This is a genomic window from Actinomycetospora sp. (assembly GCF_036497585.1).
Lineage (GTDB): Bacteria > Actinomycetota > Actinomycetes > Mycobacteriales > Pseudonocardiaceae > Actinomycetospora.
Genome location: NZ_DASXJD010000252.1, coordinates 1 through 16,668, shown reverse-complemented (window position 1 = coordinate 16,668; position 16,668 = coordinate 1). Strand labels below are relative to the sequence as shown.

Sequence of the window (16,668 nt, the reverse complement as noted above, 5' to 3'; positions counted from 1 at the left end):
CCGGTGTGGGCCCCGATACCGGCGCCGACGTCGACATACCCCCGGCTACTCGTGCTGATCGCTCGGGGGCACGGCTGGGCTCGTCTCGAGTGCTGAGCGGACACGTCGAAGTCGGTAGTGCCACAGGTCGAACGACACGCGGGATCGGCGACCGGCAGGGCTGACGTCGGCATCGGGGGCCGGGCCGACGTGCACCACCTCCCATCCGGCGGGAGCGAATCGCCGGGTCACTTCCTCGGGGGCCAGACCCGCGGTCATTGGCGCCGCCCGCGGGGGGCGCCGGAAGCCGTAGAGGAGCAGGGTCGCGCCGGGGGCGGCGACCTGCGAGACGGCCTGGACGTAACGACCTCGCAGATCGTCAGGCAGGGTGTGCAGGCACCCGAAGTCGAGCACCAGGTCGTAGCCCTGGCCGATGCCCAGGGCGCTCAAGCGAGTGACGTCGCCGTGGACGAACGCTGCCTCGACGCCGGCCTCGGACGCCGACCGACGCGCCATCGTCAACGCCCGGGGGACCATGTCGATCCCGGTGACGTCCCAACCGTGAGCCGCCAGATAGATCGTGTCGGTACCGGTACCGCATCCCAGGTCCAGCGCCCGACCAGGAGTCACGGCCTCGCTGCCCTCGACCAGTGCGACGAGACCGGTCGGTGGCCTCGAACGCCGCCACACCACGAGTCGCAGTCGGTATGCCGCTCTGTACACGCCCCGGTACCAGCGCGGCCGTTGCGGAGGCTCGTCATCCACGATCGCGACCCTCGGCTCGGTCACCGCGACCCCCTGGCGCGACATGAGACGATACGTCTCATCTAATATAGTGTCGTGGGGCGCGAGTTGTCACGAGATGCGGTGCTTGCCGCGGTCCGACGATCCTGCGCGGGCGGGCAGCAGCCCACGATGCAGCGGCTGGCCGACGACGCCGGGGTGGGTGTACGCACCCTCTACCGGGCCTATGGCAGCCGCGACCATCTGCTCGCCGCGGCGGGATGTGAACGAGCGCCCACGACCCGCCAGCGCATCCTCGAGGCCGGGCTGGAATCCGTGGGCCAGTCAGGCTTGGCGGGGCTGTCGATGGACGAGCTGGCGGCAATGGCCGGTGTCTCCCGCGCGACGCTCTACCGGCTGTTTCCCGGCAAAGAGGCGCTGTTCGATGCATTGGTCCAGACCTTCTCGCCGTGGCAACCGGTCGCCGACATCCTCGCTGCGTCGTCCGATGGTCCCCCTGACCAGGTCATCCCTGCCATCGCGCACGCGATCGCCGACAGCTTGTCGGGACGCGCCGGGATGCTGCTGCGGATCGTGCTGGAGCTAGGTAGCTACGAACCCGACACCGCCGCTGCCCGCCATCACGCGCTCGGCCAGGGGCTGCCCGACCTCGTCGGCTATCTCGAACGGCAGATGAACGCCGGCCGGCTGCGGCGCGTGCCCGCGCTCGTGGCCTGCCAGCTGCTGGCTGGACCCATCCTCGCGGGACAGCTGACTCAGCCGCTCGCCGAGGCAATGGAACCGCACGGTCCCGACCCCGAGGAGCAGCTCGACCAGATCGTCGGCGCCTGGCAGCGAGCCATGGCGCCCTGAAGCAGGGCTGGCCGATCGCCCCGGACTGCGGCGACGCTGAGCGCGGACGGCACGGGGATGCGCGAGCCGGTACCCCTCTCGACACTCCTGTCTTCGACCCGTGCGGCGGGCCCGCCCGCGGGCCGAGCCACAGGGCGGGACGGGGGACGGGCACACCATGCCTACCGGGTCGGGTTGCGGTGAGCGGGTAGTGCCTCCGGCGGCCAGGCGCTCCGCCCTGGACCCGAGCTCAGGGCGTGATGGCCGAGTTGCTCGGCATCACCGTCGAGGACGCCGATCACGCGTTGCGCGTCCCCCACCGCGGGACCGATGCCCACTCCTCGGGCCCGCAGTCGACCTGAGCTTCACGTCTGCCCTCCCCGGGGACATGTGCTTGCGAGAAGCCGATTGCGATCAACAGTGCTGCTGTCGCCGCGGATGCCCTCGTGCCCAACGTCGTCCGAGCTGAGCATGTGCACTCTGTTTGATCTTGGTTCGATCCTCTCGATGACGGTCGGCACGACGCCTCTGACCGCTCGCCGTGTCGCCCCTGCCCGCCAGCGCATCGGCGCTTGCGAATTTGCGAACGGGAGACGGCTCCGCCAGCCTGGAACCAGGTGGCCTGGACCTCGCCATGTTCTGCTCTCGCATGCCGCGAGAGCCAACTCGGCGGGGGACCGATGGCCGACAGGGCGCGTAAGAGGTTGCGTACCGAGATCGAGCTGCGCGAAGCGGAGGCGATGATCACCGATTCGTGGGGGGTGAGTCTCGACGAGTCGGCGCAGGCGCTCAAGAACCATGCGGACCTCATGCGCGTCTCCGTGGCGGACCTGGCCCGGCTGGTGATCTGCAGGAGGGCAGCCGTCGCTCCGACGCACCGCAGACAACGCTGAGTGCGGCACGAGGCAGCGCGGAGGTGAGTAGCTCGCTGCCCGCGTGGCCCGGTCACGATCGCGTGCCTCTCCGGACGTGCGCAATCCCCTTGCTGTGTGCATGGACGCAGGTGTGCAGGACCTCGATGCTGTGCGCAGCTGGCCTGGCCCCCGCTGGCGTCGCCGCCTCCTGGCAGCGATCCCGCCCGTCTACTGGGGGCCCCATGCAGGGCATGAGCCACGAGGATCTGCTGGTCCAAGAAGAGATTCACCGAGCCCACGTGCTCATTTGCAGAGCGCGTGGGCTCACCGCCGAGGCCAGCGTTCGAGCGCTGGCCGAGCACGCGACCAGCGCCGGGGTGTCGCTGCACCTCGCCGCGTTGGTTGTGCTCGGGCAGAGCGCGATAGGACAGGAGCCGCCAGGCAGCCCGCTGGGGCCGGGAACCTGACCCATGGCGAGCTGGGGGGCGAGCCGGCGGGCGAGGTCCCGGGCCACCGGTGGGGGTCACGGGAGCCCGGGACCGTCCACGACCGCGCGTGAGCTGGAGTGCCGGGTACCGTCAAGCTGCGCCCGCACCCCCCACGCGCCACGCTCCGGGGTCATCCCCCCGGCCCCGGAGCCACCCAAACCGCTGGCGGGGCGCGCCGCGTTCAAGATCAATGCAGGCAAGATCAACGCGGTATTGGGGCAACACTCGGTCTGACAGGCGGCTGGGCGCCATCGGACGTAGCAGCACAAACAGCAGGCCAGCGCACGTGCGGTGGCAGCGCGGGAGACCCCGGAACCTGGGGGTCGTAGTCGCGACGGGGTCTCACCCTCGACGGCGCGCCGGGGGGCTGCCAGACCGCTCCCACGGCCGCAAGCGCCAGCAAGAAGCGCCGGCGGTCGTCGAGGCACGGGGCGCTTGCCCCCGTGCGGACGGCCCGGCAGTACAGAGCCCGCGCCGCCGAGGGAGAGACCCCAGGTCCACGTGCGCGGTTGCGGCCCGCGTGGGAACCATGAGCTGGCCAACCCACGCGCCTGAGATGACTCCGAGAGGCAGCGGGCAGGGCGCTCATGACCGCGCACCACCCGACGTGGTTGCAACGGCTCAGCCACCCCAAGGGAGCCGTCGAACACGATGACCTGGCCCGCGAGCTGGTTGTCCAGCGTCGGCTACGAGAGTTGCGCGAGGAACGCGAACCGCTGGACCTCGACGTCGCGGCCGAGGCGACACTCCACGCTTTGCTTGGTCGGGCAGCTGATCGATGACCCGAGTCAGGCAGACCTCTCATCAGCGACGTGACGCAGGCCGGCGGGTCCGCACTGCCACGCGTGTAGACGTGGCCCGCGACGACGTCCATCCTGCAACGTGCCAGCTCCGGCCCGACCTTGCTGTCTGCTGACGCTCCGGTATCCGTGGTCGCGTGGGGTCGTGGACCGGCGATGACTGACGGGGACCTGGGCGCGGACTGGTGGCGGGATGTGCCGGTGTACTTGGCTCAGGGTGTGCTGGCCGAGCAGCTCGACATCACCGTCGACGAGGCAGATCAGGTACTACGAGTCCACGCCGAGCAGGTCGCTCGCCCGATGCTCGATGTTGCGTACGACGTGGTCGGATTCCGGTTGCTGATCGACCCCGGGCACGAGCGGTAGACCGTTGCCGGGGCTGATCCGGCGATGCGGCGGCCGACGTCGCCGAGTGGGCCAGGTGACGTCCATTGACGGACGTGCATCGACCCTGGACCTGGACCGCTCGGTGTGGCTCTTCTACGCTCTGCTACAAGGTGCGTACCCACAGCACCTGAGCCGTCGGCCCGTGTGAGCGATGAGACATGTCCCCCGGTGACGCTGCACAGCCGATCCGCACCGGTCCACCCGTGGACCCTTCTGCCGCCGTAGACCAGCTTTCCGATGTGCTGCTGGAGCTGACGGACACCCTCGGCGAGCAGTTCGACGTCGCAGGTCTGCTCCACCAACTCGCGACGGCGGCCACGGAGCTGCTCGACGTCGATGCGGCGGGGGTCCTGCTGCTCGCCGAGGACGGCCGGCTGGTCCCGGTCGCCGCGACGGACGTCAGCATAAATCGACTCGAGCATCTCGAGGCCGAGACCGGTATGGGCCCGGGACTGGAGTCCGTCCGCGGGAGGAAGTGCGTGAACTGCCCGGACATCGAACGGGAAGGCGAGCGGTGGTCCCGGTTCGCCCGGCAGGCCCACGGCAAGGGCTTCCGGGCGGTGCACGCCGTGCCCATGACCGTGCGGACCGACATTGTCGGGGGTCTCCTCCTGTTTCGACAGCGGGTGGGGATGCTCTGCGACGACGACCACCGAGCCGCCCGGCTGCTGGCCAGGGCGGCGGCCACTGGTCTGCTGCACAGGCGCACCGTGCACTACCTCGAGACCGTCAACGGCCAGATGCGCCAGGCGCTCACTAGCCGCATCGTGATCGAGCAGGCCAAAGGGTTCCTCGCCGGACGCTATAACCTGACCCCCGAGGCCGCCTTCCTCCTGCTTCGCGCCTATGCCCGCCCACGGCAGGAGCGCCTGAGCAACGTCGCCCAGGCCGTCATCGAGGGGCGCATCGATGTCACCTGATTGACCCATGCCCACCAGCCCCTAGGTTGCCAGCGCCTCAGCGACGGCCGGGAACATCGCGGGGACATCCCTCCTCGTCGTCGGTCAGGGCGGCGAGGATGCGGCTCGTATCGGAAGATGTGACGCGGGCCCCCGCGTGAGCGCCCCGGCAGGTCAGAGACCGCACCCGCCGTCGGAGAGCCCCCGCAGTCGGCCCGTGCCTGAGGCGTCCCGTGAAGACGATGTGTCGATCGCGCTCGCGACATGGACCCGCCGACTTGCTGTCTGGAACAGTGATGACCATCGGCCCGGACCCCGCCGGTAGTTGTTTCCGTGCGAGACGGAAGCCAGATCGAATCGGCGGGGGAGCCATGTTCGGACTCAGGCGCAGCGAGCACGCCTTGCAGATCGACCGCGAGGTCGCCCGCGCGCAGGACCTGTTGATCGAGCTCTTCGGGCTCAGCGCCGACGAGGCCACCGCGGCGTTGCGCAACGAATCCATGGACACCGGCGTGTCGCTGCACGCGGTGGCCCTGGCGGTGGTCGCCAACTGGGCCACGCAGGCGCCGGTCCTCCGTCGGGCTCCGCAACCGCAGTAGGCAGATCGGGCCCGCCGATTGAGCCGCCTCGCGCTGAGGGGCCACCCGACCGGCGGGCCGGTGAAGCCGCAGTCAGGGTCCGAGCGGGCCCTGCGGCAGAGGCTGGACGGAGTAGCCGTATCGGGACACACTCGAACTCGAAAGCGTCGGCCCGGTCGCCGCTGTCAGAGCTCTCGCGAGGGAGAGCCGGGGCTGATGAGGACCGATGGCCAACGGCAAGCTGAACCCGCGAGACTGGCGCGACGTACAGGTGCTGCGAGCCCAAGGCGTTCTGGCCGAGCTGCTCGTCGTGGATTTGGCCCAGGCTGGCCACGGCTTGCGGGCCTATGCCGACGCGGCAGAGATCCCGCTTCACGAGGTGGCCCGGCAGGTCTGCGACCTGGATCTGATCATCGATCGAGAGCTGTGCATCTCGGAGCGCCAGCAACCCGGCCCGGCCGGCACCGACAGCACGACGCAGGTCAGGCCGCACACCGATGGCGGAAAGCCCCACCGGGACCGTGTTGTCAGGCCGCCGATGAACGGCTGCCCGCAGGCATGGTGTGCAGAGCTTCTGAACCGGTCGGAAGTTGTCATCGAGCTGACACGGAAGAGCTACCGGCGCCTCGCGGAGACGGCTGAGGCCCTCGCGGAGACCTACGACAGGATCGCCGATACCCGCGAGGCGAACTCCCGCGCTGCCGGCATCACGAGCCCCGGCGAGCGAGTCCGGATCACCCGCCGACGGGCCGACGCGGAAAGACGGGACGCGCAGCAGCTTCGTCGAGCCGCCGAGGGGTCACACGACACGGACGAAGAGCGCGGTCGGTCGTGAGTCGATCTGACAGCGACGGATGCCGGCACCACCTCGGTCATCGAAGGCGTTCAGGACGGGGCGGACAGCCGGACGTCCGAGCATGCCGTCTGACCCCGACACCTTGATCACGTTCACCGCCGGTCTCGCCCGGAAGGTCGTCGCCGGCGGGATCGACCGGTCACGGAGGCCCGCGAGCCTGCGGATGACCAGATGGGCGAGCCGGTCAGTGAACCGTCCAGCCCAGAGCAATGCACCTCAAACCTGTGAGTCGCGCCGAGTGGGTCGCGCGGGGCGAGCGGTTCGCGCACACTCGTAGCGTTTGTCGGATAGCTCGGGGCCCCCGCTGGTTGAGACGCAGCCACGTGGCGCGTCCCTGTCACGTGGAGCGAGCATGATCGAACGCACCGGCGGCAACCCGGTATCCGGGCCCGTGGTTCACCAGGCCGAGGGCATCCTGTGCGCCCGCCACGGCATCACCATCGGCGAGGCCTCCCGCTTCCTGCTCGCCGACGCCGAGGCCGAGGGGACCACGTTGGCCGAAGCCGCCCGGAGAGTCGTCGACAGCTTGAGCGCCGCCCGAGAGGCTCGGGTCCAGCAGGCAGGCTAGAGCTCCGACCGCGGACGGCTCGCACACGCGTTCGATCGATAGACAGCTTGGGGGCGGCGAACATCGCGCGAACACGCCCGCTGGCACGAGCCGTCAGCGACCAGCACTGCAGAGTCGAGCACGCACTCGTCCACCAGAACCCGTCGGACTCCCCGCCCGAGTCCTCACCCAGGCGAGGTCTCGGAGAAGGGCATCTTTGACGTTTCAAGCAGCCTTCCGACCGGGCACGCGATAGGTAAGCCTGCTGGCGAGCCGAGGGGCGAGCCGGTGGGCGAGGTCCCGGGCCGCCGGTGGGGGCCACGGGAGCCCGGGACCGTCTAGCCCCCGGCGCGAGCGCAACGGTGTGCGTAGCGTGATGATTGGGCCTGTTCCCCCCACGGGTTCCAGGCTCCGGGGTCTTCCCCCCGACCCCGGAGCCCGTCAAACCTTCCGGCCCGGCGTCTGACAGCCCGCCAGGGCACCGGACGCAGTGGCGTGGAACAGCGGCCGGGTCGTTCCCGGGTCGCGTTTCCGAGTTCTTGCCCGTCGATCCGACTCCGCGTAGCTTCACGCCGGTGGGGTGGCTGACGTCGCTACCGGTCGGCGTCCTCATCGGGGGCTGTCTCGCCATCGCCGTGCTCATCGCCGTCGCCAGCCGGCTCGCGGTCCGCGCCTTCCTCCCGGAGTCCCAGTACGACGGGGCCCATTCGATCGCCGCTCCGCTGATGTCGCCTCTCGGGGCCGGCTTCGCGATCCTCGCCGCGCTGACCCTCGCCAACGAGGCCGCTGCCCTCACCGAGGCCGAGTCGATCGTCAGCAGCGAGGCCGCCGACGCATCGCGGCTGGCGTGGGCGGCGACCACCCCCGGAGTGGAAGCCGGTCTCGTACACGCGGCACTGCTCCGGTACTTGGAGGCGACCCGGGCGAACGAGTGGCACGGCCCGGAGGCCGCGACCGGGAACGATCCCGCGACGGCCACCGCGGTCGCCGACCTGGAGCGGGCCGTCCGAGCCCAGGCGGTGGAGCCGGGGCTGGGCACACCGGTCAGCACCGAACTGTTGTCCTCGGTCGACGCCATCACCACCGACCGGCGGGCGCGTCTCGCCTCGGCGGCGAAGCAACTGCCGGGCCTGTACGTGATCACCCTGGTCGTCGGCGGCATCGTCCTGATCGCGAATGCCGGTGTGCTCACGGTGCGCGTCCACCGCCGGGGCGCCCTGGTGATCAGCGGCCTCACCATCATGATCGGCCTGAGCGTCGCGCTCATCCTGGCCCTGGAGAACCCCTGGGAAGGCTCGATCGTCGTGAGCGGCCATCCCCTGGACTCGGTGGTCAACGACCTCGTCGCCGGCTACTTCCACTCCTGACACCAGAGCCCGCTGCCCGACGCCGCGCAGCTGGCCGGTACGTCACGTCCTTCGACGAGCGATCCGATCTCGTGGTCGACGGCGTCACCCGTGCCCGACCGACCACGCCCTGGTCCTGAACGACGTCCGGCACCACGGGGCGCCGAGCAGGCGTCTCACGCTGCGGCGTGCACACGGCCGGCACCGAGGTCGGGCGGATCAGGGAGTGGAGCCGGGCAGGTCAGAGCCCGGCGGACGACGCCTCGCGCAGGACGGCGTCGTCGGGACCCGGGTCGAGGTGCAGGGCGAGCGCCGCGAAGGCGAGGTCCTGCAGGGCGTCCCGACGGAGTCGAACAGCGTGATCTCGTCGGCGCCGGTCCGTCCGGGCGCCAGCCCGGCGAGGACCGCGCCGAGCTCGGTCCGGTAGTGCCCGGGTGTCGTGGTGCCGTCGGCGAGGGAGAGCAGGACCTCGCCGGACTTCTGGAGCACGACGTCGGTGCTGTCGACGACGACGGTGCTCCGGGCCATGCCGCGGGAGTCGATCTCGCGGTGGTCGGGCCGGGGCGGCGCGCCGACGGCGTTGACGTGTAGGCCGGGGGTGAACCAGTCGCCCTCGACCACGGGAGTGTGGGCCGGTGTGAGGGTGCACAGCACGTCACAGGCCGCGACGACGCCGCGCGGGTCGGCCGCGGCGCGGACCTCGATCGTCGGGAGGTCGTCGGTGGCCTCCCGACGCCGGAGGGCGGCGCGGAACTGCTCGACCCGGGCCGCCGAGCGGGACCAGATCACGACGTCGTCGAAGTCCCGGACCCGGCGCAGCGCGGCGACGTGCTCGACCGCGAGCGGGCCCGCCCCGACCAGCCCGAGGATCCGGGAGTCGGGACGAGCCAGGGCGTCGGTGGCGACGGCGGTGGCCGCGGCGGTCCGCATCCGGGTGCACGTCCCGCCCGCGAGCACCGCCAGCCGGGTGCCGGCGCGGGCGTCGAGGAGGATCACCGTGGACTGTTGGGCCGGGCCGTCCTGCGGTCCGTTGTCGCGGGCGTCGGTGAGCACCTTGACCGCGGTGAGCCCGAGGCGGTGCGACGTCGCGACCATCGGCAACAGGACGGTGCCCGGGCCGGTCGCGACGAGTGCCGGGACGGGCTGGTCGGCCCGGCCGAGGGCCTGGTCGACGTGCACGGCGCGCACGGCGCCGACGAGGTCACCGAGGTCGACCAGGACGGCCAGGTCGTCGTCGGAGAGAACGGCGGTCACCGGTAGGCCTTCATGAAGCTGTCGTCGGCGAGCTCGTCGTAGGCGGGGACGCGGGTGAGCATCGAGTTCTCGGCGAGCATGCGCATCCACCGGTCGCTGGCGGCGGGGTCGATCGCGACGGTCTCTCCCAGACCCGCCCGGCGCTCATCTGCGCGACGGCCTGGCGCAGAACAGCGAGGTCCTTGCCGGGCCAGCGGGTGCGCAGGATCCCGTCGATGGTCTCGGCGGGGGTGTCCGGCAGCCGGTTCATCGCGGTGGCGACGCCGGCGACGAAACGGGTGAGCCGGTCGCGCAGCTCCTCGACCCGGTCGGTGCGGCAGTAGTAGACGCTGTTCGGCATGAGGCCGCCGTGCTCGAGGTTGCGGTACACGACGTGCCCGTGGCCGGCCGATTCGAGCTCGACGGCGGTCACGAGGTCGAGCACGATCGCGTCCCCGAGCTCCGCCACGAACAGCTCGACGAGCATCGACGTCGAGAGGTCGCGGACGAAGTCGACCCGGTCGGGGTCCACGCCGGCCTCGCGCATCAGGCCCGCGGTCACCGCGTAGGGGCCGCTGCCCCCCGCGCCGGGGGCGAGCACCACCTGGCCGGCGAGATCGGCGAGGGCGAAGTCCGGATGGGCCTCCCGGCGGACGATCACCTTGGGGCAGGTGTGGTTGAGCTGGCCGATCACGGTCAGTGCGCGGCTGCTGCCGGCGGACATGCCCGGGACCCACAGCCCGCCCAGGGCGACGTCCGTGGCGCCGGACTCGAGGTCGTGGAGGACCTCGGTCCAGGGGTCGCACGCCCGGGAGGTGACCGACAGGCCGGCGTCGCGGAAGATGCCGGTGACGTCGGCGAGCGCGTACATGACCGCGACCATCCCGAACACCCCGGCCAGCCCGTAGGCACCGAACAGCGCCACGGCGAGGAACGGCATGACGGCGCCGGCGATGTTGCCGATTGACGATCGAGGTGCCGCTGGCCCGGACGGCGGTCGGGTACAGCTCCGGGGACCAGATGGCGAGCGTCGTGTTCGTGATCATGGTGAAGAACTGGAACAGCGCGCCGAGGAGCAGGATCCAGACGGTCGTCTGACCGAACGCGGCGAACGCGACCGCGGTGAGACAGCCGAGCACCCCGGCGCCACCCACGGCGGCGCGCCGCCCGACCTTCCCGGCGAGCAGCGCCGCCGCGCACGCTCCGAGCAACGACCCCACGTTCATGATCATCGTGAAGAGCAGGCTCTGCGAGATCGAGTAGCCGCGCTCGACGAGCAGGGTCGGCATCAGGAAGTTGAGCGTGTCCATGCCTCTCCGCGTGGACCACGACGGTCGGCCTCACCGCCCGGTCTCCGACAGGGCCTTCCCGCCCGGGCTCGGTCGTGGAGGTCCCGTTCCCGGGGGGACCCACGGCCGAGCCGACATCACGCGCCCAGACGCGCGGCCAGCGTCGGCGTGCCCGGGCCCGTGAGCTCCCCGAGCGCGTGCGAGCGCCCGGCGATGGCCATCAGCAGCGGTTCGGCCGGGCCCTCGACGACGGGACCACCACCGGAGGTCCACCCGAGGTCGGTGGCGACCAGCCGCAGGCCCCGAGCACGCGAGAAGGCTCGGATCGGGGGCGCCACACGAGCGAACGGCAGCGCAGCCGCGAGACGCTCGGAGGGGACCTCACGGGGCAGGCCGAGCGAGCGCCGGATGTCCTGGTGGTGGATGAGTCCGTCGACCAGACCGATGCGCCCACCGAACCCGGCGGTCAGTCCCGCGGGTCGGAGGTGGTTCGTGAACTCGGCCAGCAGCTCGTCGGGGGTCAGGGTGGTGTAGCGCTGGACCCCGACCTCGTTGACCTGGTCGGGCAGGAACCGGCCCCGGGCGAAGCGGCCGGCGAGCCCGAGCGGGCCGAGATCGTCGAAGCTGATGATGTGGGCGACGACATCGCGCACCCGCCACTTCGTGCACAGCGTGGGCGCGTCCCACTGCTCCTCGCGCAGGCCGGCCAGCAGTTCGGCCAGGTCGGCGCGTTCGTCGCGGGCCAGACGTCCCGGGTCCGGGTCGGTCACGACGGGCCGTCCCCCTGCTCGGTGGCCACCAGCGCCGAGAAGGCGGCGAGCAGCGCGACCCAGCCACCACCGCCGTACTCGATCGCGCCGTGGACGCCCTGGCCGCCGACGAGGCGCTCGAAGTGGCGCTGCTCGACCTCGATGGTGGTCTGCTCGGGTCCGTCGGCGTGGAAGCGGACCTCGATCTCGCTGGCGTGGGAGGGGTCGGGGTCGAACTGCCAGTCGCCCCCGATCTGCCAGGTGAACAGCACCCGTTCCGGGGGCTCCCAGGCCAGCACCCGGCCCCAGTCGCACTCGCTGCCGTCGACGCCGCGCTCGAACCAGCGGCCGCCCTCGCGGGGCTCGAGGACAACGTCGGCGACCTCGGCGGCGCCGATGTGGTACTGGCGCGGCCACCAGGCGCCGAAGGATCCCGTGAACAGCGCGAAGGCGCGATCACGGCTGACGTCGACGGTGGTCTTGCCCTCGATCGGTGGGATCGGCGTGGTCATGGCTGCTCCTGGTCGGGGTGCTCGGTGGTGGCCGCTTCGTCGGCGACGGTCTGTTCGGCGACCTTGTGGAAGCTCGCGAGGGCCTCGTTCCAGACGCCGTCGAGCCAGGCCCGCATGGCGGCCACCCCGTCGGGGTCGAGGCGGTAGATGCGCCGGTTGCCCTCCGCGCGGGACACGACCAGCCCGCCATCCTTGAGGACCTTGAGGTGCTGCGAGACCGCGGGCCGGCTGATCGGGAGCCGGTCGGCGATCTCGCCGACCGAGCTGGGGCGGCGGGCGAGGAACTCGAAGATCGCGCGGCGGTTCGGCTCGCCGAGCAAGCCGATGACGCCATCTTCGTCAGTCCTCACGCACGGTAAGGCTAGACGCACATAGGTGGCGTTGAACAGTCCTGGGTCGGCTGGTCCTGGAGCTCGAGCCGCGTCCGGGATGCTGCCGCGGGGCCAGGGGTCGCCGATTCTGGTGATCATCGGGCACGTAGCGGGGTGTCCGGGGACGGTGAAGCCCTCCAGGTGCCCGTTGATCACCCGCGGGGAAGTGTCGCGCGACGTGGCCCGTCGGTGACCCGTCGCGTGGCTGCTCGGCGGGCGGTACCGACCACGGGTGCCCTCGCGACGCTCACCACCGGATCGATTACTCTTCGAGTCCGGTGGGCCGATCGAGAGGCGTAGTTCGCATCTCCGTTCACTCGGTCGGCTCACCTTCACGGGGTTACGACGGCGAGCAGTAACGGGATGTGTGACCCGGGCGACAGTGCTGCTGCGAACTACGCATCCACCACTGGTCCGAACGGAGCCACCCCGTGACCGCCACTCCGCAGGCGCCCGACGCCTCGAACAACCCCGTCCAGCCGCCCACCGGGCCGCACTACATCCCGCAGCAGCAGGGTGCCGGCAACGTGCCGCCCTGGAACCCGCAGATGCCGCAGGGCCTCCCGCCGCGGCCGACGAACAACGCGGCGACGACGGGCTTCGTCCTCGCCCTGATCGCGGCCGTCGTCGCGTGCATCCCGCTGCTCGGCACCCTCTCCTGGATCCTCGCGCCCATCGGGATCGTGTTCGCGGCCGTCGGGCTGTACCGGGCGACGCCCTCACGTGGCGGGGTGGGCCGCACCATGGCGATCTGGGGCGTTGTGCTCGGCGTCCTGGCGCTGATCATCTGCTCGGTCTACGTGACCGCGATCGCGAAGTCGGCGCGGTCGGCCAGTTCGCCCACCTCGAGCAGCAGCGGCTACTCCGCGCCGTACACATACACCGCGCCCGCCCCCGCCTACACCCCGCCGTCGTACTCGTCGGGCTCGTCGAGCGGCTCCTACTCCTCGTCCTCTGGCGACTCCGCCAGCACCCCGGCCCCCGACCCGAACACCTTTACGGCGGGCACGTACGAGGTCGGCACCGAGATCCAGCCCGGCACCTACAAGACCACCGGTTCGTCGTACTGCTACTACGAGCGCGACAAGAACCTCGACGGCGAGATCGGCTCGATCATCGACAACGACATCGTCCAGGGGCAGGGCGTCATGCAGGTGAAGTCCTCGGACAAGTACATCAAGTTCAGCGGCACCTGCACCTGGACCAAGAAGTAGGTCATGTCCGTCGACGGAGACCCGTGCCCGGGCGAGCGCACGGACACGGGCCGTCGCTGGACGGTGGGGTCCGACGAGGTGCACCATGTTGGAGTCGGCCCGGACCTTGCCGGCTCGTGAGTACCTGGACGAGTCGAGGGTCGGGCCGAGGTGACGGCGATGGCGCGCCGGAACAGAGACGATGTCCAAACGGACCGGGACATCCACCGTGCTCAGGACCTCATCAGTCGGTTGCGCGGCCTCACCCTCGACGACAGCGTCGCGGCGTTGCACGACCACGCCGCGCTCACCGGGGTGTCGGTCCACACCGCGGCGCGTGCCGTCCTGGCCGAGTGGCAGCCGGCGGGCGAGCGGCGCCGCCGGGTCCCCGCCGCCCACGTCTACACGACGAGCGGCCGGACCGGACGGGTCGCGGTGCGCTGGCAGGGTCGCGAACGGGCCCATCTCGCGGTCAGCGGGTCCTGCACCGACGACCTCACCGGCCGGCTGCACCGGGCGGTCGAGGGTGCCCTGCGCGCGGGTGCCACCCACCTCATCGTCGACACCCGGGGCGTCACCGGCGCCGACGCCCGGCTCGACGAGGTTCTGGGGTGGGCGGGCCGTCGTCTCTGGGCCCGTCGTGGCGTGCTCGTGGTCCGCCCGTCCAGCCCCCCGCGCGTGGGCTACGCCGGCGTGTGACGACGGCTGGACGATCACGGCGCCGATGGTCCATGGTGGAGCGCGTCGGCCCAGACCTCGCCGGTGACGACCTCCGGGGTTACCGGGGGGTGCACCTTCGGAGGGTCGACGATGTCGCAACAAGTCCAGGACGACGACGAGTTCCTGCGGATCGTGCGCGCAGCGGCCGCACCAACCGGCGCTGTCCGGGATCACCTCCGCGTGGTCGGGGCCGCCGGAACGCCCGACAGCGAGGGCCTCGACCTGGACGAGGAACTGGCGCTGCACGAGCAGGCCAGGGCACACCGCTGTCCGCCGCCGCAGCTCGACGCGGCGACCGAGGCCCTCCTCCGCGCCCGACTCGCTCCACCTCCGGGCACCTAGCCCGACGAGCGGTACCGGTCGACCACGACCGTTGGCCGGACACGGGCGTACGCCATCCCGACGGAGCGCTCGCCCGTGGTCCCGATCCCCATGTGCGTCCCCGACCACCGATCGGTCGCGAGGGGCAGAACGCTGCGCATGTCGCTCGGTTCCTGCCCTGCCGGCACACCTCCTCGAGGGTGTCGCGCCCCGTACCCGCACGTGATCGTCGGAAGGGACGGCCCGCCGTGGCATCCGAGAACGCGCTCGTCACCGCCCTGCGCCACGCGGCTCGTGAGATCGCCGCCACGCGCAGCATCCGCGACCTGCACGAGACCCTGGCCCAGATCGTGCTGTCGGCCGTGCAGACGGTGCCCCACGTCAGCTCCGGCGGCATCTCGCTGACCGAGGACGGCATGATCACCTCGCGCAGCCCGAGCAGCGAGGTGGTCACGAAGCTCGACGAGCTCCAGAGCCAGCTCTACGAGGGTCCGTGCATCACCGCCATCGAGGACCCGCCGGACGACGGCATGGTGCTCGCGGACGACCTGGCCGGGGAGGACGCCGCCCGGTGGCCTCGGTTCGGCCCGTTGGCGGTCGAGGCCGGCTTCCGGTCGATCCTCTCCACGCAGCTGACCACCGACCGCGGCATGCGGGCGGCGCTCAACCTCTACGCCACCGATCCCCACGTGTTCGACGCCGAGGCCCGTCAGATCGCGGGACTGTTCGGGGTGCAGGCCTCGATGCTGCTCTACGGCGCCCAGCAGGCCAGCCAACTGCAGCACGCCATCGACAGCCGTGACGTCATCGGGCAGGCCAAGGGCATCCTCATGGAACGCTTCACCGTCGACGACGGCGAGGCCTTCCAGATGCTGGTGCGCTCCTCCCAGGAGACGAACATGAAGCTCGTCCAGGTCGCCGAGTGGCTGCAGCACGAGGCCAACGAGCGGCGTGCGCGACGGGATCCCGGCCCCAGTGACAACCGCTGATCCGCGCCGGGACCGCTGCGTCCGGATGTGTCCAACCCGACCGCGAGTCAGTAACGTGACGTCATGATCTCGGACGACTCCGGGCTGGGGATCGCCGAACAGGCGACACGGGCCCTGGGGAGTCTGGAGCGCTACGGACACGTTCTGCGACCACCAGACGTGGACGAGGTGTCCTGGCGGCTGGAGATGCTCGACGAGCTCACCCGGGCCGGGCACCGGCTGGCCGGGGCCGTGGCCCAGGTGGTCGGGGAGGACGACCCCGACGTCACGTGGATGGTGCGCGAGCTGCGCTCGGCGATCGACCTGCACTGCGACCGGGTGGACCGTGCCGTCAGGGACCGTTCGCGGCCGCGCCCCGGCAGCCCCGGTTCCGACCGGGTCGTGCCCTTCCCGACGCCCTACGCGCGCTCCTGCGACGACGTGCCGCCACCGGCCGGCGTCGTGGCGTCCGCCGGCACCCCCGTCCCGGGTCCCGCGCCGGCCCCCGTCGCCCGGTCGGCGCAGCAGGTCGTCATCGGCGCCGCCGCCGAGGTCCTCCGGGAACGTCACGGCTGCGGGGTCGACGCGGCCTACGCGCTCATCCTGGACCGGGCCCGCGAGGCCGGGACCACCACGTACGAGGTCGCGGTGCGGGTGATCGACGAGCGCTGACGGCGCGGCTCAGGAGGTCATCGCCCCGTCGGGCAGGCGGGTGAGGGCGCGCAGCGTCTCGGCGAGCCGGTCGCGGTGGTGGGCCAGCACGGCGGGGGTGACGGCGCCGTCCGCGACGGTCCACGCGAGGTCGTCCGTCAGCACCCGCAGCGCGGCGTTGACGGCCGCCGCGCGCAGGCGAACGTCGAGGTCGTCGACGGGCCGGCCGAGGCGGGCGGCCAGGGCCTCGGCGATGGTGGGCTCCGCGCGCTCGTGCAGGACCAGCCAGATCGCGCGCAGCGCCGGCTCGTCGCGGGTGAGGCGCACGACGGCGAGGACGGTCCCGGCGTCG

At 71.4% G+C, this 16,668-nt stretch carries 19 protein-coding genes and 2 pseudogenes; 13 read left to right on the top strand and 8 right to left on the bottom strand.

The window, feature by feature from the left end:
- Positions 1 to 45: 45 nt before the first annotated feature.
- Positions 46 to 768: a class I SAM-dependent methyltransferase gene (locus VGH76_RS26310; protein WP_331559729.1), complete on the bottom strand. Its 723-nt coding sequence runs from the start codon at positions 766 to 768 to the stop codon at positions 46 to 48.
- A gap of 51 nt (positions 769 to 819) precedes the next feature.
- Here VGH76_RS26310 and VGH76_RS26305 point away from each other — a divergent pair, with 51 nt between their 5' ends.
- The 8 genes from VGH76_RS26305 (at position 820) to VGH76_RS26270 (ending at position 8,330) form a co-directional block, all read left to right on the top strand.
- Entirely contained in the window at positions 820 to 1,575 is a 756-nt protein-coding gene (locus VGH76_RS26305) for a TetR/AcrR family transcriptional regulator (RefSeq protein WP_331559728.1), read from the top strand.
- A gap of 659 nt (positions 1,576 to 2,234) precedes the next feature.
- The gene (locus VGH76_RS26300; RefSeq protein ID WP_331559727.1) at positions 2,235 to 2,447 is read left to right on the top strand and encodes a hypothetical protein; all 213 of its coding nucleotides are present in this window, start codon (positions 2,235 to 2,237) and stop codon (positions 2,445 to 2,447) included.
- A gap of 1,405 nt (positions 2,448 to 3,852) precedes the next feature.
- Positions 3,853 to 4,062, top strand: a complete 210-nt coding sequence (locus VGH76_RS26295) for an ANTAR domain-containing protein (protein WP_331559726.1) — start codon at positions 3,853 to 3,855, stop codon at positions 4,060 to 4,062.
- A gap of 260 nt (positions 4,063 to 4,322) precedes the next feature.
- Positions 4,323 to 5,003, top strand: coding sequence for a GAF and ANTAR domain-containing protein (locus VGH76_RS26290; protein WP_331559725.1), 681 nt, complete (start codon positions 4,323 to 4,325; stop codon positions 5,001 to 5,003).
- 350 nt (positions 5,004 to 5,353) lie between these two features.
- The gene (locus VGH76_RS26285; protein ID WP_331559724.1) at positions 5,354 to 5,581 is read left to right on the top strand and encodes an ANTAR domain-containing protein; all 228 of its coding nucleotides are present in this window, start codon (positions 5,354 to 5,356) and stop codon (positions 5,579 to 5,581) included.
- A 205-nt stretch (positions 5,582 to 5,786) separates the two neighbouring features.
- Complete coding sequence (locus tag VGH76_RS26280) at positions 5,787 to 6,395, top strand: hypothetical protein (RefSeq protein ID WP_331559723.1); 609 nt, start codon at positions 5,787 to 5,789, stop codon at positions 6,393 to 6,395.
- Positions 6,396 to 6,768: 373 nt separating this feature from the next.
- Positions 6,769 to 6,984 (top strand): ANTAR domain-containing protein, encoded by a 216-nt coding sequence (locus tag VGH76_RS26275; RefSeq protein ID WP_331559722.1) that lies wholly within the window; start codon positions 6,769 to 6,771, stop codon positions 6,982 to 6,984.
- A gap of 554 nt (positions 6,985 to 7,538) precedes the next feature.
- Positions 7,539 to 8,330 carry a hypothetical protein gene (locus tag VGH76_RS26270; RefSeq protein WP_331559721.1) on the top strand — a complete coding sequence of 264 codons (792 nt, stop codon included), beginning with the start codon at positions 7,539 to 7,541 and terminating at the stop codon, positions 8,328 to 8,330.
- Between the two features lie 198 nt (positions 8,331 to 8,528).
- On the opposite strand, the gene VGH76_RS26265 is transcribed toward VGH76_RS26270, so the two are convergent.
- The 6 genes and pseudogenes from VGH76_RS26265 to VGH76_RS26235 all read right to left on the bottom strand — a co-directional run bounded on the left by VGH76_RS26265 (position 8,529) and on the right by VGH76_RS26235 (position 12,442).
- Positions 8,529 to 9,563 (bottom strand): hypothetical protein, encoded by a 1,035-nt coding sequence (locus VGH76_RS26265; RefSeq protein ID WP_331559720.1) that lies wholly within the window; start codon positions 9,561 to 9,563, stop codon positions 8,529 to 8,531.
- 10 nt (positions 9,564 to 9,573) lie between these two features.
- Entirely contained in the window at positions 9,574 to 10,482 is a 909-nt protein-coding gene (locus VGH76_RS26260) for an ABC transporter substrate-binding protein (RefSeq protein ID WP_331559719.1), read from the bottom strand.
- 82 nt (positions 10,483 to 10,564) lie between these two features.
- A pseudogene (locus tag VGH76_RS28100) lies at positions 10,565 to 10,831 on the bottom strand (hypothetical protein); the annotation flags it as partial.
- A gap of 137 nt (positions 10,832 to 10,968) precedes the next feature.
- Positions 10,969 to 11,601, bottom strand: coding sequence for a maleylpyruvate isomerase family mycothiol-dependent enzyme (locus tag VGH76_RS26245; protein WP_331559716.1), 633 nt, complete (start codon positions 11,599 to 11,601; stop codon positions 10,969 to 10,971).
- Entirely contained in the window at positions 11,598 to 12,092 is a 495-nt protein-coding gene (locus VGH76_RS26240) for an SRPBCC family protein (protein ID WP_331559715.1), read from the bottom strand. The genes VGH76_RS26245 and VGH76_RS26240 overlap by 4 nt, the downstream gene beginning before the upstream one ends.
- The gene (locus VGH76_RS26235; RefSeq protein ID WP_331559714.1) at positions 12,089 to 12,442 is read right to left on the bottom strand and encodes a metalloregulator ArsR/SmtB family transcription factor; all 354 of its coding nucleotides are present in this window, start codon (positions 12,440 to 12,442) and stop codon (positions 12,089 to 12,091) included. Before VGH76_RS26235 ends, VGH76_RS26240 begins: the two co-directional genes overlap by 4 nt.
- A gap of 452 nt (positions 12,443 to 12,894) precedes the next feature.
- Here VGH76_RS26235 and VGH76_RS26230 point away from each other — a divergent pair, with 452 nt between their 5' ends.
- The 5 genes from VGH76_RS26230 (at position 12,895) to VGH76_RS26210 (ending at position 16,337) form a co-directional block, all read left to right on the top strand.
- The gene (locus VGH76_RS26230; RefSeq protein ID WP_331559713.1) at positions 12,895 to 13,677 is read left to right on the top strand and encodes a DUF4190 domain-containing protein; all 783 of its coding nucleotides are present in this window, start codon (positions 12,895 to 12,897) and stop codon (positions 13,675 to 13,677) included.
- A 231-nt stretch (positions 13,678 to 13,908) separates the two neighbouring features.
- The gene (locus tag VGH76_RS26225) at positions 13,909 to 14,355 is read left to right on the top strand and encodes a hypothetical protein (RefSeq protein ID WP_331559712.1); all 447 of its coding nucleotides are present in this window, start codon (positions 13,909 to 13,911) and stop codon (positions 14,353 to 14,355) included.
- A 111-nt stretch (positions 14,356 to 14,466) separates the two neighbouring features.
- Complete coding sequence (locus VGH76_RS26220; RefSeq protein ID WP_331559711.1) at positions 14,467 to 14,718, top strand: hypothetical protein; 252 nt, start codon at positions 14,467 to 14,469, stop codon at positions 14,716 to 14,718.
- Positions 14,719 to 14,945: 227 nt separating this feature from the next.
- A complete protein-coding gene (locus VGH76_RS26215; protein ID WP_331559710.1) occupies positions 14,946 to 15,686 on the top strand; it encodes a GAF and ANTAR domain-containing protein in 741 nt (246 codons plus the stop codon).
- A gap of 63 nt (positions 15,687 to 15,749) precedes the next feature.
- Entirely contained in the window at positions 15,750 to 16,337 is a 588-nt protein-coding gene (locus tag VGH76_RS26210; protein WP_331559709.1) for an ANTAR domain-containing protein, read from the top strand.
- A gap of 9 nt (positions 16,338 to 16,346) precedes the next feature.
- On the opposite strand, the pseudogene VGH76_RS26205 reads toward VGH76_RS26210, so the two are convergent.
- Positions 16,347 to 16,668 (bottom strand): annotated as a pseudogene (locus tag VGH76_RS26205) (TetR family transcriptional regulator); the annotation flags it as partial.